A 16,546-nucleotide genomic window follows, 5' to 3' on the forward strand; every position below is an offset into this window, starting at 1 on the left:
CCAGGAATCTCGGCGCTCGCGGTCAGTTTGCCGGCGTTACCGTGACCGTGACGGGACCCGCGCCGTCCGCGGTTTCCACTGTGAGAAGACGGCTTTGGGGGTTCCAGTTCACGATGTCGGCGCCCGCGACGTCGACGCCGCCGGGAAAGCCGCTTTCGGGTAGGTAGATCTCGGTCGGTGCCGTCACTGCGGGGTTCGGGGTGAACGTCAGCTGAAGGCGGTCAACGGTCGAGGACCATTCGGTGGGTGTGCCCGCGACGGCACGCGGATACGGCTTGTTCAGGGTGTCGACGAGGAGTGTCTGCGATCCGTCCGGCAGGTACGGGCCCCAAGGACCTGGATCACTGGACCAGTAGGAGACACCCGCGCCGAGTTCTCGGGCGGTCGTGTAGACGCGGTCGATGTAGTCGGTTGCGCCGGGCAGTGTTGTGTCGAGCCCGAATTCGCCGAGAATGATCGGAACGCCGCCGAGTACGTTGCCTGCGATGTGTTCGACGCTGTCGCGCCAGGTGTCGATGGTCGCGTCAGTGAGTGTGCGTGAGAGGCCGGAGTATCCGTCACCGAGGTCGAGGGGCAGCGGGTACAGGTGTGGGCAGTAGGCGATTCGCTGTTCGCCGGCTCGTGGGTCGTTGATCTTCGTGAGCCCGCTGGGGACACCTTGGTTGACGCCGACGGCCTGCGGGGCCACACACACCCAGCTGTCCTGATCAACTTCCCTGATGGCGTTGGTGGTTCGCTGATACAGGGCAGCGAGGGGCCCACCTTCGAAGGCGGGGCCTTGGAGGGAACCGCCCCACGGCTCGTTCATCAGGTCGTATGCCACGACGGTGTCATTGCCTGCAAAACGTTCGGCCACCGCCTGCCAGGCGTTCGCGTAGTGCTCGACCAGTTCGGGATGTTGGCCGGTGGTGTTCCAGAAGTTGTCGAATGCACGCATCACACCGGGTTGGACGTAGTACAGCTCCCAGCGGTCTTGAGGGGTGACCGGAAGGCCGTCCATGTAGGTCGCCCAGGCCGGCGCGCCGTTGCCGATGTTGCCGGCGCCGTTGCCGCTGTTGCCCTCTGGTGTGATCGCGCCGGAGTAGACGTCCTGATGCATGTCGAGCATGACCTTGTACCCGCGTTCGGCGTACCAGCTGACCCGGTCCTCGACGCGGTCCAGATATTTCTGGTCGTACTGTCCCGGCTCTGGCTCCACCGAACGCCAGGAGATCAGGAAACGCACGAAATTTGTTCCCATGTCGGCATGTTCGCGCTCGAGATCGGCTTCGGTGAACTTCGGCATGCCGTCGGGTGCGCTTTTTGCGCTCGACGCCGTGTTGAACCCTCGCAGGATCAAGGAGCGCCCGGCGTCGTCGGTCAGGTACGACGGTGGCACCGACGTGCCATCGGCGCTCCCCGACGTGGGCAGGCTGCCCTGAGCCGCGGCAATTCCGCCGCCCAGTATCAGTGAGCCCGCGACTATCAGTGCTGAGAGCGGGATACGACGCACGGAAACTCCTTCTGGGTGTGTGGATGGATTGACTTGTCCGAATGGGGATTCGGCCCTGGGCTTGAACGCTCGGTGTCGATTCACGTCGGTTGGCTTACACTGGTCCGCCCGTTTTCGATGTGTCCGACGAGCACGCGCTTGAATTCAGGATCTTCGTCGACCGTCACGGTGGCCTGATACCAGCCGTCCACCGACGCCACCGCCCACCGGCCGCGTGCGCCGGCAGCGAGCTTCCGTCGGTCTCCGTCGACGTCGACGGAGAGTGCGCGACTTCCGGAATTGTTCGCGGTCAGTACAAGCGCGCGCGTCCCTGCGTCGATGGTTGTCGAGACGTCGAGCGAGGCTGCCGCACTGTCTGTAGCTCCACTGAACTCGCGCCTGAAACCATTGGGACCCAACAGGGTCAGGCTGTAGACGCGATCACTGAGCGCAACGGTGTCATCGACCTCGCCCAGGAGGTCGTAATGCCGTGGCTCGTCGAACTCACCTGCGTACGGGTACAAGGCCAGGTGAGTTGATGCGGCACCGGCATTGACCAGATGGACCGTCAACGAGCCGGTTTCCGGGTTCACCGTCGTGTAGGCGTCGGGCTGATAGGGAAGGGCCCGTGCTGGTCGAGTGCCGCTTTCCTGCAGGGGCATTCTCTGTTCGGTGGGTGGGGTCGGTGTCCACCGCGGTTCCAGAGGCGGAGTGGGCTGCGGGCGCGCCAAAGTCGGTCGGCTACGCGGGTTGGCGAAGTCGAACGCCGACGTCAGGTCGCCACTCACCGTGCGTCGCCACGGGTCGATTTCCGGCTGCGTGATTCCGAACCGCTTCTCCAGGAATTGCGTGACGGACGTGTGGTCGAACACTTGTGAACAAACGAAACCGCCAACAGTCCACGGCGAGATGATCGTCATCGGCACCCGCGGGCCGAGACCGAGCGGCTGATTACCGACCCATTCGGCTTCGACCGAGCGCGGCGGTCGAGGTGGCGGTACATGGTCGAAGTACCCGTCGTTCTCGTCGAAGTTGACGATCACGGCCGTCTTCGTCCACAGATCCGGATCGGACGCGATGGCGTCGAGTACTTGATAGAGCAGTGTTGCGCTCGCTGCCGGTGACGAACCCGATGGGTGCTCCGAATCCACCTCGGACGGAACGAGATAGCTGACTTGCGGCAGTCGACCGGACTCGACGTCTTTCCTGAACTCGGCAGCCAGTGTGCCGGGCCGGGATCGGTACAGCGCGCGATCGTAGAGTTGGCGATCAGCAGGCGACAGTTGGTCTGCGGCATTCGCGAGGGCCAGTACCGCTGCGTCCTGGACCGGCGCCGGCATCGACGGCAGGGCGAGATAGAACCCGGCCAAGGTCTGGATTTCGTAGGGGAGCAGGCTCGGCCGGCCAAGCAGCCCTGCCGCCACTTTCTTGAAGGCGGTGAAGTATTCGAGGTTGTTGTCTCCGAAGTTGTCCCACTCCTGGTAGGTCTTCCAGGAAATGCCGGCGGACTGCAACCGCTCGGGGACCGTCGTCCATCCGTAACCGGCGTGCCAGGGGTTGTAGGCCGCGTTGGTTACAGCTCTTCCCCCGGGACCGGGTGGATCCGAAGGCAGGACCGACTCGGTTGGATTCGGCGAAAGTGGCTCGTATCCCGTGTATCCAGAGACCCAATAGTTCCGGTTGGGGCTCGTGGACGTCGGAACGGAGCAGTGGTAGGCGTCGCAGATCGTGAACGCGTCCGCCAGTTCGTAGTGAAAGGGAATGTCTTGCCGGTCGTAGTAGGCCATCGTCGTGCCGGTTTTTGCCGCGATCCAACCGTCGTGCCAGCCGTCGGCGAGTGCGGCATGTCCGCCCGCCCAGCTGTGGTCGAGTCCGGTCACGTTCTGGGTGTCCATGCGTTGCGCCGCAGCCGAATCGCGGATAGGGAAGGGGAGCACAGGACCGGTAGGCCCGGGTTGTTCGAAGACGCTGTGGCCGCCGCGCAGACGCAGCGCATTCGGATCCCCGAATCCGCGAACACCCCTCAGTGCGCCGTAGTAGTGATCGAAAGATCGGTTCTCCTGCATGACGAGGACAACATGCTCGATCGAATCGAGCCCGCCGGAGTTGACGGGTGTCGCCAGTACACGCTGAAGCGACGGCGGGAGAAGGGAAGTAGCGGCGACTGCAGTTGCACCGACCCCGGCGGCGAGAAACGACCGTCGAGAAAGAGAATTCCTGGACACTTGTGCTCCATCGATAAATCAATCAGTTCTATGACCACGGCCGCAACAGGCTGCTGCCGCTGCTCCGAATCGGTGCAGCGGCAACAGCGTCGAGAAGAATTCGATCAGGAACCGAAGAGACCGCCCAGTGAACCGAGGCTGCCCGAACCGCCGTTCCCGCCGTCGTCAGGCGCAGCAGAAACCTTGACGACGGATTCGTCCGACGCGGACTGTGTGAATCCACTTCGCCCGGCGTATGACGCCTTGATCCGATGATCGCCCGTCGATGCGAAAGTGTGCGTCAGTCGCGCCACTCCATCGACTCCGACGACAACGGGCTGTCCGATGGGTTGGTCGCCGTCGTAGAACTGAACCGAGCCCCCGCCGGGGTTGGGGGTGACCGTCGCGGACAGTTCTGCCGCGACATTCTGCTTGGTCGTCGCGGGAGCTGCCAGTGAGGTCGAGGTGGTGACATCGGACGGTGCGGGATCAGACACGGTGACCGTTTGAGCGGATGCCATCGACGGCATGAATCCTGTTGCGCCGGAGTAGTAGGCCGAGACGGCATGAGATCCAGCCGAGGTGAAGGCATGTTCCAGAGTGGCTTTGCCGTCAGCGCCCACCGGGATCGGAGCGCCGATATCTGCAGCGCCGTCCTTGAACTGGAGAGTGCCACCGGCGGGTGTCGGCGTGACCTGCGCCCTCAGCGACACCGATATGCCCGTCTTCGCATCGGTAGGAACGTTCACGGCAGTGTCGGTCTGCTTGACGACAGGTGCGGCAGTCACCGTGACCATTGCCTCGGTCGAGTTGGAACTCTGGAATCCGTTGACTCCCTGGAACGTTGCGGAGACCCGCGCGGTTCCGGCGGTGAAGAAGGTATGCGGTAGCCGGGCAGTGCCGTCGGCGCCCGGAGTGACCGGTGTACCGACGTCGGCGCCGTCCACCCTGAACTGCACGTTTCCGTTGACCGGAGCCGGATCCACCTTTGCGACAAGCTCGGTCGGTGTGCTGGCTTGGATCGAGCCGGGCATCTGGATTGTGGTGGTTGTCGGTTGGCTGACGTAGATGGTGGTCAGGGCCTGCCCACCGGCGTTGAGGCCGGAGTTCCTGTTGTCCCGCGGGGAGCAGTTGTAGCGCTCCCAGTAGTTGACTGTGAAGACATCCTTTTCGCGCTGGACGAATGTGAGCGCATTTCGGTCGTCGTCGTAGTTGGCGGAACCGGGATCGGAAACCCTCAGCGAAGGCTTGATCTCGGTACCGGCCGCACCGGCTTTGACCGTGACGTCGACTGCGGGGAGTCGGAACTTGGTGTTGGCACCGACGATGATGCCGTCACTCGATCGAACTGCGGAGGACGGACCGTTTCCGGTGGTTCGATTCGATCCGGAGATACGCAGGTGCGTACCGGATGCCGATGGATTACCGCCGTCGTCGATCCGTGTGACTGTCGGAGTGGCACTGTCGGATCCGAGGCCGTACGCACTGTCCGCCACAAGCTGGGAACTCACGAATTCGACGCCGGACGGGATGTCGAAGTCGTACTTGATCCGGGCCCAGTGCACGACTCCACGGCTGGCATGGCCGCCGCTGTTTGTCTTCATCTCGTTCGGCTGCACGCGGTAGGTGACGGTCTCACCTGGTGCCGCGGTGGTCGGCGCGGTGATGGTGACTCCCGAGCCGAGTGTCTCGTTGAACGTGATCGGGCTTGCCACACCGTCCATCTCGCGCACATGGCATGCAGTTGTGAAGGCCACGCTCTTGGTCTCGGGGGCAGCAGAGGCGATCCCGCCGCCGGCGATCGAGAACAGGCCACCGGCCAGTACCGAGACGGTTGCAATCGCAGAGCCGCGCAACAGTTTCGAGTTCATCGAGAAATCCTGGTTTCTGCTCACAGTTTTCACGACCCGAATCCGGGGGTACCAAGGCTGCCGAGGCTACCGGTGCCAGGCTCGGGCTCGGACGGTTCGACGACGTTGATCGTCACGGCGCCCGACATCGACTCCATGAAACCGGCCGATCCCGTGTAGTACGCCGTGATGTTGTGGTCGCCCGCTGTTGTCATCGTGCGGTTGGCCTTCGCGACGCCGTTGACGACGGCCACCGGAGCGCCGAGGTCAACCCCTCCGTCGCGGAACTGCACTGTTCCTCCCGACGGCCACGGAGTGACCGTTGCCGTCAACTCCACGGAGTCACCGACGACAGCTTTACCGGGTGCGTCGATTCGCGTCTGTGTCTGAGCGAGGCTGGAGTCGACGTTGATCACGGCGAGCGGCCGGCCGCCGGCGTTCAATCCGGCCGAACGATTGTCGCGTGGTGAGCAATTGGTGGTCAGCCAGTATTTGACGCCGCCGAGCAGGGTTTCCTGTTGCAGGAAGGTCAGGTAGTTGGCGGCACTGTCGTAGGAACCGGAGTTGGTGTCGGACACGCGGAGCATGGGCTTGATCTGGGTTCCCACAGCCCCTGACGTGACGGTGACGTCGACTGCCGGGAGCTGGAACGTCTTTCCTCCACCGACCTCGATTCCGCCGCCGCCGTTGTCGTCGGTGTTGGGTCCGTTGCCCGCCGTGATGTTGTTGCCGGAGATACGAAGATGCGCCCCATTCGGATCGGGTGAACCGGCATCGTTCACCCGCGTGATCGTCGGGGCGACCCCACCCAGATTCGAGCTGGTGCCGGCCACGATCTGCGCCCCCACGTAGGAGGTGCCTGCAGGGATGTCGAAATCGAACTTGAGACGCGTCCAGTTCACGACGGACCTGAGGTCGTAACCGTCCTTGGGGACCGTCATCGGCTTGGGCGCGAGGCGGTATGTGAAGGTGGAGTTCGGCGGGACCACGGCCGGCGCACTGATCGTGACGCCGGAATCACGCGTCTCGTTGTGCGTGATCGGTCCGGGGAACTGCCACCCGTGGCACGATGCCGTGAACGGAAGGTCCACATCAGCGGCGGACGAGGCTCCGGCTCCGCCGATCACGAGGGCAACGCATCCGGTCAACGACGCGGCCACCCCCACTCCTCGGCGCATCAACGTCGACACCATTCACATTCTCCTTGAGTAGCGCTCGACAAGATCGAGCTCTCGGCTTGAAGCCGGGTCCGGGAACCAGCCTCGAGCTGACAGAGAATCGAATACGTCTCGTCGTTTGCTCACCACCAGCTCAAACCCTGGAGAGGAGTAGAACACAGAGCGAGCCGCGAAATATGCGATTCGGACAAATTGTTGGACAAACGTCCAACCGGTGAAATTTCTCCACTTCTCCGACCGCTCTGCACTGCTTTAACGTGGGGTGATGTTAGCGCCGCGGAAGTCGTATGCAGGTTCTCGGTACGCCCCGCGGGCGAGCAATCGGGCGATGTTGGCCCGGTATATCTTGTCGGCGTCGGCATGGAGAACGGGATTACTCTCGAGCCACAGGTTTGCAGGATGAATCGGTTCGTCGTACATCCGACGGAAGAGTTCGGTACGGAGGTCTTTGAGCCAATTGGAGTTCAAGTTCATGACGCGGAACTGGCGCAATGCTTCGATGTCGATCACGCCCGACACGAATGAATTGTGTCCGGAGACGGTGTGGCCGAGTACCGCTCCGTGGTAGTCCACGACGTGTGAATTTCCGCCGGCGATGTCGAATGACTGTAACGCCGACTGAGTCGGATAGACCGGTCCGGTGTTCGGGCAGATCATGTACAGACTGTTGAAATGCGCATGCGCACGGTTCTGGAGGAGCCATGTTCCCCCTGGGTCCGGTCCTGCATGCGTCATCGGAACCGCCTCGCTCGGGCGGTACACGACCTCGGCTCCTTGAAAAGCCAAGGCGCGTACTGCTTCCGGATACTCTCCGTCGCTGCAGCAGATTGTGCCGATCGAACCGATGTCCGAAGTGTGCAGAACGGGATAAAATGCGTCGATGCTGTCGCCGAACAGTTCGGTCCAGCGGTCATAGACATCGTGAGGCGTGCAGGAACGTTCTCGACACCAGACGTGATTTTTCGTGGCGCGATGTATCACCTCGCCTGCCGGGGAGATCACCACCATGGAGTTGAAGAATCGATCAGCCATGACCTCGGGCCACCGCGCCTTGCTTTGAGCGATGATGTAGACCCCGTACTGCTTGGCAAGTCCGCCGAGTCGATCTGTCTCGGGGCCGGGGATGTCGATGAACATCTCCCGTGCTGCCTTCACGTGAGGTATGTCGAAGGCTTCGTCCCCGAACCCGGTCAACGCGCCTTCTGCCAACGCAATCAGTTTGACAGGCATGTTGATCGAAACTGTCGACACCGCAGCGTGAATCGCTTCCTCGATGGTGTCGAGGTTTGCCTTGATCTGCGATCGGTGTTCGATGTTGCGCACCACCGTCGACAGACCAATCGCCGTGTAGGGGGCGATGGGAGCTGCGGCCGAGTCAGCATTCACCGGCATTTACCTTCGGTATGCGATGCGCCCACGGCACGACCTTCTCCAATTGGGATGCAACCGCTATCAGGGTGCCCTCCTCACACATGGGCGCGGCCAGTTGAACGCCGATAGGCAACCCCGAGCGCGTGGAACCCAGCGGCAGGCTGATTGCCGGTCCGCCCGTCGCATTGAAAAGTGGAGTGAACGAACAGATGCCGAACAACTTGCGAGTCCATTCGCTAGGGGAGAGTGATGCGTCATTGGAATCGAGTTCGCCCAACAGTTGGGGTGGCTCACCGAGCGTCGGGGTGAGCAATAGATCGTAATTCGTGAAAAACATTCCGACTGAGCGGGACACCTGGTTGAAGACGGCGAGCGCTCGAGCGAGTTGAATGGCCGTGACTCGGCGTCCGTACTCCACGCAGGCCAAGGTTGTCGCCTCGAGGTTCTCGGGTCCCGGGGTCACACCGAAAGCTCCGGCAAGTGCATCGACGCCTTCGGCAAGAGAGACACTCCACACCGGAAGGTTGGCCTCGACGAACTGATCCCAGTCGAAGACCGGCGTGTCGGGAATGACGTGATGCCCGAGCCCCTCGAGAACCGTGCCGACAGAGGACACGGCATTCGCGACCTCGATGTTCACTGGATCTCCGGACCACGACTGAGTGTGGATCGCAATGCGTAAACGCCCCGGGGAGCGGTTGATCTCGTCGGAGTATGGTCGCGAGGGATCACGGATCACGTACTTGTCTCCCGGGGCCGGCCCGCTCACGGCATCGAGTAACGCTGCGCAGTCACGCACCGATCGGGCGAGCCCCAACTCGGCCCCCAGCCCTGAGAGTGGTTCGCTCGAGTCAGGGCCCACTGGTACACGCCCCCGGCTCGGTTTCAGACCCACCAACCCGTTGGCGGACGCCGGAATTCGGATCGACCCTCCACCGTCGGTAGCGTGAGCGATGGGAAGGGCTCGCGCTGCGACCAATGCCGCTGATCCGCCACTCGATCCGCCGGCACTGCGTTCGGTGTCCCACGGATTGCGCGTCGAGCCTTGAGCAACAGGTTCGGTGTTTCCGTTGAACGCGAATTCCGGTGTGGTGGTCACCGCCACAGCAGCCAATCCTGCCGCCCGGAATCGTGTCATCAGTTCGGTGTCGTGAGGAAAGATTGCACCTTCGCCCGCCAGCCGACTTCCGAACCTGGTCGGTACTCCGGCCGCGTGTACGGCAAAATCCTTGAGTGCAAAGGGAACCCCCGCAAATAGTCCCTGTTCGTTGCAATCGAGGGCTCGATCCCACGGGCCCTCGACGACGGCGTTCAGCGTCGGATTGACGGTCTCGATCGCGGTGCGTGCTGCCTGGTGAACTTCGTCAACGGACACCTGCTTGTCGCGAATCAGTTCGGCGAGGCCCGTGGCGTCATGCTCGATGTACTCATTCGGCTTCATCGAAGATCCCCTCGGTGGCGGCAGGGAGGACGGCGTCGTCGTGAACTATGTTTCCGCCCAACATGGTTCGATGCACTCGAATGTCCTTCAATTCGTCGAGATCGCAGGTCGAAGGGTCGCGGTCGACGAAGATGATGTCCGCGTGATTTCCGGGTCGGATGGATCCGATTTCGTCCCATCCGAGGATCTTCGCTGCGCTTGTGGTCCACATAGCGAGAGATTCCTGGCGATTGATGACCTGGTCCGGACCGTCGTTTCTCAGGTCTGTGCCGGCAATCTCGTGCGTCTGTGCAAGTGCAATCTGTTCCCATGGACTCTTCGGTCCCCAGTCAGACCCGCCGGAGACGTCGAGGCCTGCGTCGAGTAGGCGCCTCAAGGGGACCATGTCACGCCATATGTGCCGGCCGATCCGTTCGTCGTACATTGCGCCCTTGCCCCATGCGAATCCGACAGAAGTGGTGATCTGGAAACCGAGTGCCTTGTACCGGCGAACGTGATCCGGGCTTATGGTGATCGCGTGCTGCAGAATCCACGCCTTGTCTCGAAAATCGTGTTCGATGACGACACGCTCGGCGATCTCGAGAAAGTCGTCGTGCTCACGGTAGGAACCGATACAAATGTTGGCCCGAACGTCATTCTCCGCGCAGAATCGAACGTACGATTCTTCTTTCTCTAGTGAGACGAAGCGATTTCCCTTGGTAGGCCTGCCGAAAGGATCGGTATAGGTTTCGTGCATGGCGAAATGCCCTGCAAAACAGGGTCCCCCAGGGCTGATGGTCATACCGACGATTCGCAACATGTCGTCGGCGCTATCGGCCGATTGCGGCGCAAGTGATTTCAATCGATCGTCGAACTCGTGCAGCGACAACGGTTCGAAGGGATAGAAGATGACCGACTCCACGTCGTGAGTGGCCTGGACTCGCATGGTGAGCATGTCGGATGTACGGAGATGTTGATACATCTGTATGTGGATCGGTTCCATGGCGTGTCCCTCGTACAAAGTGGTGACACCGTGGGCGGAGAAGCGAGCCATTTCGTCGAGTACACCGGGTACTGCGTGATCGGGATCGAGTGGTGGGAGCTTGAGAAGGATCTGTCCCCAGAACGGGTCGTAGGTGTAGTAGTTGTTCACCGGTCCGCGAAGTATTCCTGTCAAACGTCCGGCTTCGTCCTTCTCGATCTCCACATCACACACTTGATCAGGGATGAAGTCCGACAGACCGACAGCACGCAAGCCGGCGCTGTTGAACGCCACGATGTTCGGAGTACGCGGCGCCCACGCTTGAATGAGCACAGGGTGGTCGGAGGTCGCCCGGTCGAGGACATGACGGTCGGGCAATCGTCGCTCGGCAAGGTCGCGCCACGATCGGCGAATGAAGTAGTGGGCTTCACCGACCGGCGTGCAGATGATCCACTCGCCGGGTGCGGTGACGGCGGCCCGAGCACTGATGCGCTCGACGATATCGGCGTGATCGAGTGCATCACTCAAGTCGACGAGGCCGCCGCGAAGTGCACCGAAGTGCATGACGTGCGGGTGGGTGTCTATGAGTCCTGGCATGACGACCGCGTCGCCGGCTTCCATGACCCGGGTGTTCGGGCCAGCGGACTCGACCAGGTCGGAGAACCTGCCCGTCTCGAGGATCACGCCGTTGTCCACGAGTACCGCTTCCACGACCGGGTTCGCATCGTCGAAGGTCAGGACCTTCGACGATCGGATGAGTGTTCTGCTCACGTGGACCTACCTCCGTGCATCTCGACGAGTCCACCGCGTGTGGCTCGCCAGGTAGTAGCACTCTATGAGCGGCCGGGCTGGGGGAGAATCATCCGAAAGGATGAAGTCCGATCGGTCTTGACCAGTGATTATGGCCGCAGGTAGCGTCGTACTGGTTCGTTGTGGAGGAGCGCGATATGTCGGTGGTTCGGTCGGATCTCGTTGCACCGAATCTCCAACCGATCCGACGCAACAACGAGTTCGCTCGCAACATCGAATTCAAACGCAACGCGATGGAGTTTCTTGCCAGGTTCGTTCGCGTGTCCGGGATGGTTTTCTATTCCGTTGATCGCAGCATGAATGCCGACATGCACGTATTCGATCGGGTGTGTCCTGAGGAAAATGGTCGCTACACCAGGCACTTTCACGAGTTGGACCCTTTTCATCCGCGTAGGTTCGCCGAATCGGGCGCCGACCTCGCATCGTCGAACGACATTGGCCAGCGTTTCGACAAGACCGACTATTACGACGGCTTCTTTCGCCCGATGGGTTATCGATACGAGGCTGAACTGTATCTGCGTCATGCCGGGCGCATCGTGGCGGGCGTTTCCCTGCTCCGAAGTGCCCGCGACGGTGACTTCTCGAGGGAAGAGATGCAATTTCTGCAGAAGTCTCATGGATTCGTCGAACAGTCCTATTGCATGCTCGGTCAAATGCCCAGTGCCCCGAGTTCTTCTGCAGTGCCGGAACATTGGAGATTATCTGCTCGGGAGCGCGACGTCGTCGAACTGCTGGCACAGGGTGCGAGCAACATCGACATCTCCCGTGCGCTGTTCATCAGCGTCCCAACCGTGAAGAGTCACCTGCAACACGTGTATCGAAAGTCGAGCGTGCATACACGCACCGAGTTGGTGTCACGCCTGGTGCACGGCTGAGGGAGTTGACTGTCCCGTCCGAAGGTCAGTCGATGGCGCGGCGCATCAAGTCTGCCGTTTCCTTGTTGAACGCGACCAGTGTGACCGTCTCGACCTCGGTCTTCGCCGCGCGAATCGCTGAAACGGCCTGTCGGACGGCATCTTCCTTCGGCCAGCCGTAGACCCCTGCCGAGATCAACGGAAAGGCGACGGTTCGGGCGCCGATCGAGTCGGCCACGGCGAGGCTGCGGGTGTATGCCGACCGAAGCAGACCGGAACGATCCTCGGAGCGCGAATACCTCGGGCCGACGGTGTGAATCACGGCCTTGGCGTGCAGCTTTCCGGCGGTGGTGGCTACGGCCGCACCCACCGGCAGGCCGTCGGGAAGGCTGGTGTTGCGCAATACCTCGCAAGCCTTCAGGATCTCCGGTCCCCCGGCACGGTGGATCGCGCCGTCGACACCGCCGCCGCCGAGGAGCCTGGAGTTGGCCGCATTGACGATGGCGTCGACGGTCAGCGTCGTGATGTCACCTTCGACGACTGTAATAGCGGGCATGGATCCTCCTGTGTATCCGACGGCTGTGTGTCCGACGGACGCGTTTCCGACTGCCGTGTTCCAGAGTTCACGCTTCGGGCGAGCCCACGGCATAGCCGAGCGTACGTCGTAGGGATCACGTCCGATCAACATCGAGTATCGCGCTGCAACCGACGGCGTGCGACTGTGCGCCTGAACGCAATGGAGGAGTACGCGCTTTCCCTCGGCCCGCAACGCCTGGACGGTGCGCGCTGCGTCGTCGAGAACGAACTCGAGGTTGGCGTTGGAATCGAGACCGTCGTCGACCAACCAGAACTCGACGTGATCAGGAGCGACCTGTCGTGTTCCCATGCGGCACAGGCTGACCACGGCGTCGTAGTCTGCAGTGGACACCGCATCGACGCCGCCGAGCATGACGCCGTCGTCGTGCGGGTGCGTCGTCAGGTGGTGGGTTCCGCGAAACCTCGAGTAGTCGAGTTCTGCCGTCGACGGCCATCCGTTCTTGTCGTCGGTACCGCCGCGAGCGGTCTTTATTGCCAGGCGAATCAGATCGGAGGAACGGTATCCCGGCCAGCCATGCATGATTCGGCGCCAACGGGCGGGAACCGCCGACGCTCCCCAGCGGGCGCCGAGGAGGCCACCCGCGATGGCCGCCGTCGTGTCGGTGTCCCCGCCGGCTCTTACTGCCGCTTCCAATGCTTACTGGAGGTGGCGAGCATCGCCATTGTCCGTGGAAGTGATTGCCCACCAAGCAGTCTGAAGTGCATGCACCACCCAACCGTTCTTGGAGAAGTCCTGCGGGTTCCCGGTTTCGGCCTGATCGAGCAGCGGGCCCCAGTATTCGGCGACGTCCTGATCGGCAACGGAGAGGAAGCCGCGAACACCGTCGAAGTTGCCGGAGGCAACGGCATGGCGGATGGCATGGGTCCACAACTCGCACGCCTGTCCGGCACGCGGGTCGTCGTGCGTGAGTGAACTGATCCGGTGCGCTGCCGACCTGGCACCTTCTGCATCGTCCAAGTAGGAGAGGGCGACGGGAGCAGTCCGCATGAGCGAGCCGTTGCCGGCCTTGCGGCCGCTGATCGCTCGCGCACAATCCGCCATCGCCGCTGCGCTTTCGGAGCGGACGGACAACACTGCTCGCGTCTGGTTGCCGATGTCCGCGGGCTTCGAGTCGTACCACCGGATGAACTGTGCTGCAATGGCATCGAGACCGTCAGCGCTTCCGATGTCGATTCCGGTAGCGGCCACCTCGGCGATCGCAACTGCCATCGAGGTGTCGTCGGTCCATTCTCCCGGCGCCCAGTCGAACGGGCCGCCACCGATCATGTCGATCGTGACCTCGGCCTTCGGGTAGGTGAATTCGTAGCCGGCGCCGAGCGCGTCTCCTGCTGCGGTGCCGAGCAGAACGCCGGCCGCTCGATCGGACTGCTGTGCGGTGAGTTTCATGGCCACCTCTTCGGTTCGCGATGATCGTTTGATCAACTTTGCGCTAACCATAGATCATGTTTGAGATAACATGCAAGGGTGAATAAATGGACAGGCGCGAGCGGTAAGGGATTGACGGACTATCCGCGTCCGTCTGTGGCAGTGGACGTCGCGGTGCTGACGTACAGCGGTGGATCTCTGAAAGTTCTGGTGGTTCGGCACCGTCTCGGTGCGCTGGCGCTACCGGGAACATTTCTGCACGAACGCGAATTGCTCACGGCCGCAGCCGATCGTGCCCTGTCGGTCAAGGCAGAGTTGGCCCAGACGAGCTTCCACCAGTTGGCGATCTTCGACCGACCGGACCGCGACGACCGTGGATGGGTTTTGTCGGTCGCACACACGGCTTGCCTACCGGAATCGGCACTGCCCGATTCGGCGCTTCTCGTCGATGTGTACGACGACGAGGCAGTGAGCGGACTCGCATTCGATCACGCCGACATGGTGCGACTCGCGGTCACGGACCTACGCACGAGGTATGCGTCGTACGTGGATCCGGACGGATTGTCGGGCGGGACGTTCACCGTCGCCGAACTTCGGGGACTCTACGAGGTGATCTTCGATCGTCCGTTCCAGAAGGACAGCTTCCGCCGGCAGGTGTTCGACGCGCTCGAAAGTACCGGCGAGATGAGCAGACCAGGTAACGGCCGACCCGCCGAGACGTACCGGAGGCGGGGTGACGGCGCACTGACTGCGCAGGCAATGGCATTTTTGACCGGATGAAGTGAAACGAATTCTTGCAGTTCTGCTGACCTGACGCGCTGAGCTGGGTAATGTCCGATTGATGGGTGCAGTTTCGAATGAAGCCGAGTCCAAGATTCCGACTGTCGTGTGGGGTACCGGCAACGTCGGGCGTGCATCGATTCGCGCTGTGACAGCCAATCCGGCCCTCGAACTTGTCGGCGTCATCGTTGCGAACCCCGAGAAGGTCGGGCGAGACGCCGGTGACCTCGCCGATCTGGGAGTGCACCTGGGCGTCGCGGCTACCGACGACGCCGATGCCGTGCTCGCAGCGTCTCCCGGCGCGGTGGTCTACGCGGCGTCCGGCGACATTCGGCCCGACGACGCGGTTGCCGACATCACGCGGGCACTGGCCGCCGGAGCTGTGGTGGTCACGCCGTCGGTATATGCGCTGTACGACCCGAAATCTGCGCCTCCCGAACTTCGTGATCCCGTCGAAGCTGCTGCCAAGGCGGGCGGCGGCGCTCTGTTCGTCTCCGGTATCGACCCAGGCTGGGGCAACGACATCCTGCCGATTCTCGTCAGCGGGCTCGCGGGGACAATCGACCAGATCCGGTGTCAGGAAATCTTCGACTACACGACCTACGAACAGCCGGATTCTGTCCGCTACCTGATCGGGATGGGTCAGCCGATGGACTACGAACCTCCCATGGTCGCGCCGACCGTACCCACCATGGTCTGGGGCGGGCAGATTCGGCTCATCGCGCGGGCACTCGGGGTGGAACTCGACGAGATCCGCGAGACCTTGCTGCGCCGCCCGCTCGAGGAAACCGTGTCGACCGAACATATGGGGGAGTTCGCGGCCGGCACCCAAGGCGCACTGCGATTCGAGGTTCAGGGAATCGTCGGCGGGGAACCCCTGATCGTGATCGAACACGTCACGCGTATTCATCCGTCTTGTGCCCGCGACTGGCCGCTCCCGCCCGACGGCGGCGACGGCGCGCACAAGGTGATCGTCGAAGGACGACCACGAATCGAGATCAACGTCGAAGCCACCGATGAAGGTGGAAATCGCGCGGCCGGTGGAAATGCCACGGCCGTAGGACGTCTCGTCAACGCAATTCCCTGGCTACGTCAGGCTGAACCCGGTCTCTACGACGCGCTGGACGTTCCGCTCACACCCGGCGTCGGCAAGCTCGGTGCCCGAAACTCGGAGGTACTCACATGAATATCGACATACCCGAAGGCAAGAATCCGATCGGCTACGTGTGGGGAGAGATGGTCCCCGGCATCGGACCCGCGGCCGCCGGGTTCTCCCAAAAGGTCTACACGGACGGCACTCTCGGACTCCGCGAGTTCGAGGCGGCCAGGCTTCGGATCGCTCAGATCAACGGGTGCATCTTCTGTCAGGACTGGCGCACCGAGCGTGACGGCGAGACTGTGGAGTCGACGTTCGATCAGTCTGTCACCGACTGGCGCACCACCGATGCCTTCGACGACAGGACGCGCCTCGCTGCCGAATACGCCGAGAGATACGCCCGCGACCACCACGGGCTCGACGACGAGTTCTGGGAACGCATGACAGCTCACTACTCCCAGCGAGAAATCGTCGAGTTGAGCATGTGCCTCGGATCGTGGTTGGCCTTCGGCAGGCTCAACCACGTCCTCGGCCTCGATACTCAATGTGTGTTGCCCGGCAACTGAA

At 62.2% G+C, this 16,546-nt stretch carries 12 protein-coding genes and 1 pseudogene; 4 read left to right on the plus strand and 9 right to left on the minus strand.

Translation table 11 applies throughout. The features are described 5' to 3' along the window. Positions 1-22: 22 nt before the first annotated feature. From ABH939_RS23770 to ABH939_RS23800, 7 genes are all read right to left on the minus strand, one after another. Positions 23-1,492 carry a cellulase family glycosylhydrolase gene (locus tag ABH939_RS23770; protein WP_404650239.1) on the minus strand — a complete coding sequence of 490 codons (1,470 nt, stop codon included), beginning with the start codon at positions 1,490-1,492 and terminating at the stop codon, positions 23-25. An 80-nt stretch (positions 1,493-1,572) separates the two neighbouring features. Next, positions 1,573-3,696 carry a phosphocholine-specific phospholipase C gene (locus ABH939_RS23775; RefSeq protein ID WP_404650240.1) on the minus strand — a complete coding sequence of 708 codons (2,124 nt, stop codon included), beginning with the start codon at positions 3,694-3,696 and terminating at the stop codon, positions 1,573-1,575. A gap of 104 nt (positions 3,697-3,800) precedes the next feature. Beyond that, a complete protein-coding gene (locus ABH939_RS23780; protein WP_404650241.1) occupies positions 3,801-5,546 on the minus strand; it encodes an Ig-like domain-containing protein in 1,746 nt (581 codons plus the stop codon). A gap of 29 nt (positions 5,547-5,575) precedes the next feature. After that, positions 5,576-6,718: an Ig-like domain-containing protein gene (locus tag ABH939_RS23785; protein WP_063315478.1), complete on the minus strand. Its 1,143-nt coding sequence runs from the start codon at positions 6,716-6,718 to the stop codon at positions 5,576-5,578. Positions 6,719-6,955: 237 nt separating this feature from the next. Further along, entirely contained in the window at positions 6,956-8,089 is a 1,134-nt protein-coding gene (locus ABH939_RS23790; protein WP_197486202.1) for a nitrilase-related carbon-nitrogen hydrolase, read from the minus strand. Beyond that, positions 8,079-9,515, minus strand: a complete 1,437-nt coding sequence (locus ABH939_RS23795; protein WP_064075074.1) for an amidase — start codon at positions 9,513-9,515, stop codon at positions 8,079-8,081. Before ABH939_RS23795 ends, ABH939_RS23790 begins: the two co-directional genes overlap by 11 nt. Further along, positions 9,502-11,247, minus strand: a complete 1,746-nt coding sequence (locus ABH939_RS23800) for an amidohydrolase (RefSeq protein ID WP_404650242.1) — start codon at positions 11,245-11,247, stop codon at positions 9,502-9,504. The genes ABH939_RS23795 and ABH939_RS23800 overlap by 14 nt, the downstream gene beginning before the upstream one ends. Positions 11,248-11,423: 176 nt before the next feature. On the opposite strand from ABH939_RS23800, the gene ABH939_RS23805 reads away from it, so the two are divergent. After that, positions 11,424-12,161 carry a helix-turn-helix transcriptional regulator gene (locus tag ABH939_RS23805; protein WP_054781200.1) on the plus strand — a complete coding sequence of 246 codons (738 nt, stop codon included), beginning with the start codon at positions 11,424-11,426 and terminating at the stop codon, positions 12,159-12,161. Positions 12,162-12,186: 25 nt separating this feature from the next. Here the strand turns inward: ABH939_RS23805 and ABH939_RS23810 are convergent, their stop codons facing one another. Together ABH939_RS23810 and ABH939_RS23815 are read right to left on the minus strand one after the other, a co-directional pair. Next, positions 12,187-12,696 carry an O-acetyl-ADP-ribose deacetylase gene (locus tag ABH939_RS23810; RefSeq protein ID WP_404650272.1) on the minus strand — a complete coding sequence of 170 codons (510 nt, stop codon included), beginning with the start codon at positions 12,694-12,696 and terminating at the stop codon, positions 12,187-12,189. A gap of 489 nt (positions 12,697-13,185) precedes the next feature. After that, positions 13,186-14,124, minus strand: a pseudogene (locus ABH939_RS23815) (ADP-ribosylglycohydrolase family protein); the annotation flags it as partial. Positions 14,125-14,202: 78 nt separating this feature from the next. Here ABH939_RS23815 and ABH939_RS23820 point away from each other — a divergent pair. From ABH939_RS23820 to ABH939_RS23830, 3 genes are all read left to right on the plus strand, one after another. After that, positions 14,203-14,883 carry an NrtR DNA-binding winged helix domain-containing protein gene (locus ABH939_RS23820; protein ID WP_404650243.1) on the plus strand — a complete coding sequence of 227 codons (681 nt, stop codon included), beginning with the start codon at positions 14,203-14,205 and terminating at the stop codon, positions 14,881-14,883. Between the two features lie 61 nt (positions 14,884-14,944). Next, a complete protein-coding gene (locus ABH939_RS23825) occupies positions 14,945-16,069 on the plus strand; it encodes a dihydrodipicolinate reductase (RefSeq protein WP_030536189.1) in 1,125 nt (374 codons plus the stop codon). Beyond that, positions 16,066-16,545: a carboxymuconolactone decarboxylase family protein gene (locus ABH939_RS23830; RefSeq protein ID WP_404650244.1), complete on the plus strand. Its 480-nt coding sequence runs from the start codon at positions 16,066-16,068 to the stop codon at positions 16,543-16,545. Before ABH939_RS23825 ends, ABH939_RS23830 begins: the two co-directional genes overlap by 4 nt. Position 16,546 lies beyond the last annotated feature (1 nt).

Origin of the sequence: Rhodococcus sp. 27YEA6 (assembly GCF_044908235.1) — a bacterium.
Classification (GTDB): Bacteria; Actinomycetota; Actinomycetes; order Mycobacteriales; family Mycobacteriaceae; genus Rhodococcus_F; species Rhodococcus_F qingshengii.

Bases quoted from the DNA above. Each gene is read 5' to 3' on its own strand.
- ABH939_RS23780 (WP_404650241.1), bottom strand. From the start codon at position 5,546: ATGAACTCGAAACTGTTGCGCGGCTCTGCGATTGCAACCGTCTCGGTA.
- ABH939_RS23785 (WP_063315478.1), bottom strand. From the start codon at position 6,718: ATGGTGTCGACGTTGATGCGCCGAGGAGTGGGGGTGGCCGCGTCGTTG.
- ABH939_RS23795 (WP_064075074.1), bottom strand. From the start codon at position 9,515: ATGAAGCCGAATGAGTACATCGAGCATGACGCCACGGGCCTCGCCGAA.
- ABH939_RS23805 (WP_054781200.1), top strand. From the start codon at position 11,424: ATGTCGGTGGTTCGGTCGGATCTCGTTGCACCGAATCTCCAACCGATC.
- ABH939_RS23810 (WP_404650272.1), bottom strand. From the start codon at position 12,696: ATGCCCGCTATTACAGTCGTCGAAGGTGACATCACGACGCTGACCGTC.
- ABH939_RS23825 (WP_030536189.1), top strand. From the start codon at position 14,945: ATGGGTGCAGTTTCGAATGAAGCCGAGTCCAAGATTCCGACTGTCGTG.
- ABH939_RS23830 (WP_404650244.1), top strand. From the start codon at position 16,066: ATGAATATCGACATACCCGAAGGCAAGAATCCGATCGGCTACGTGTGG.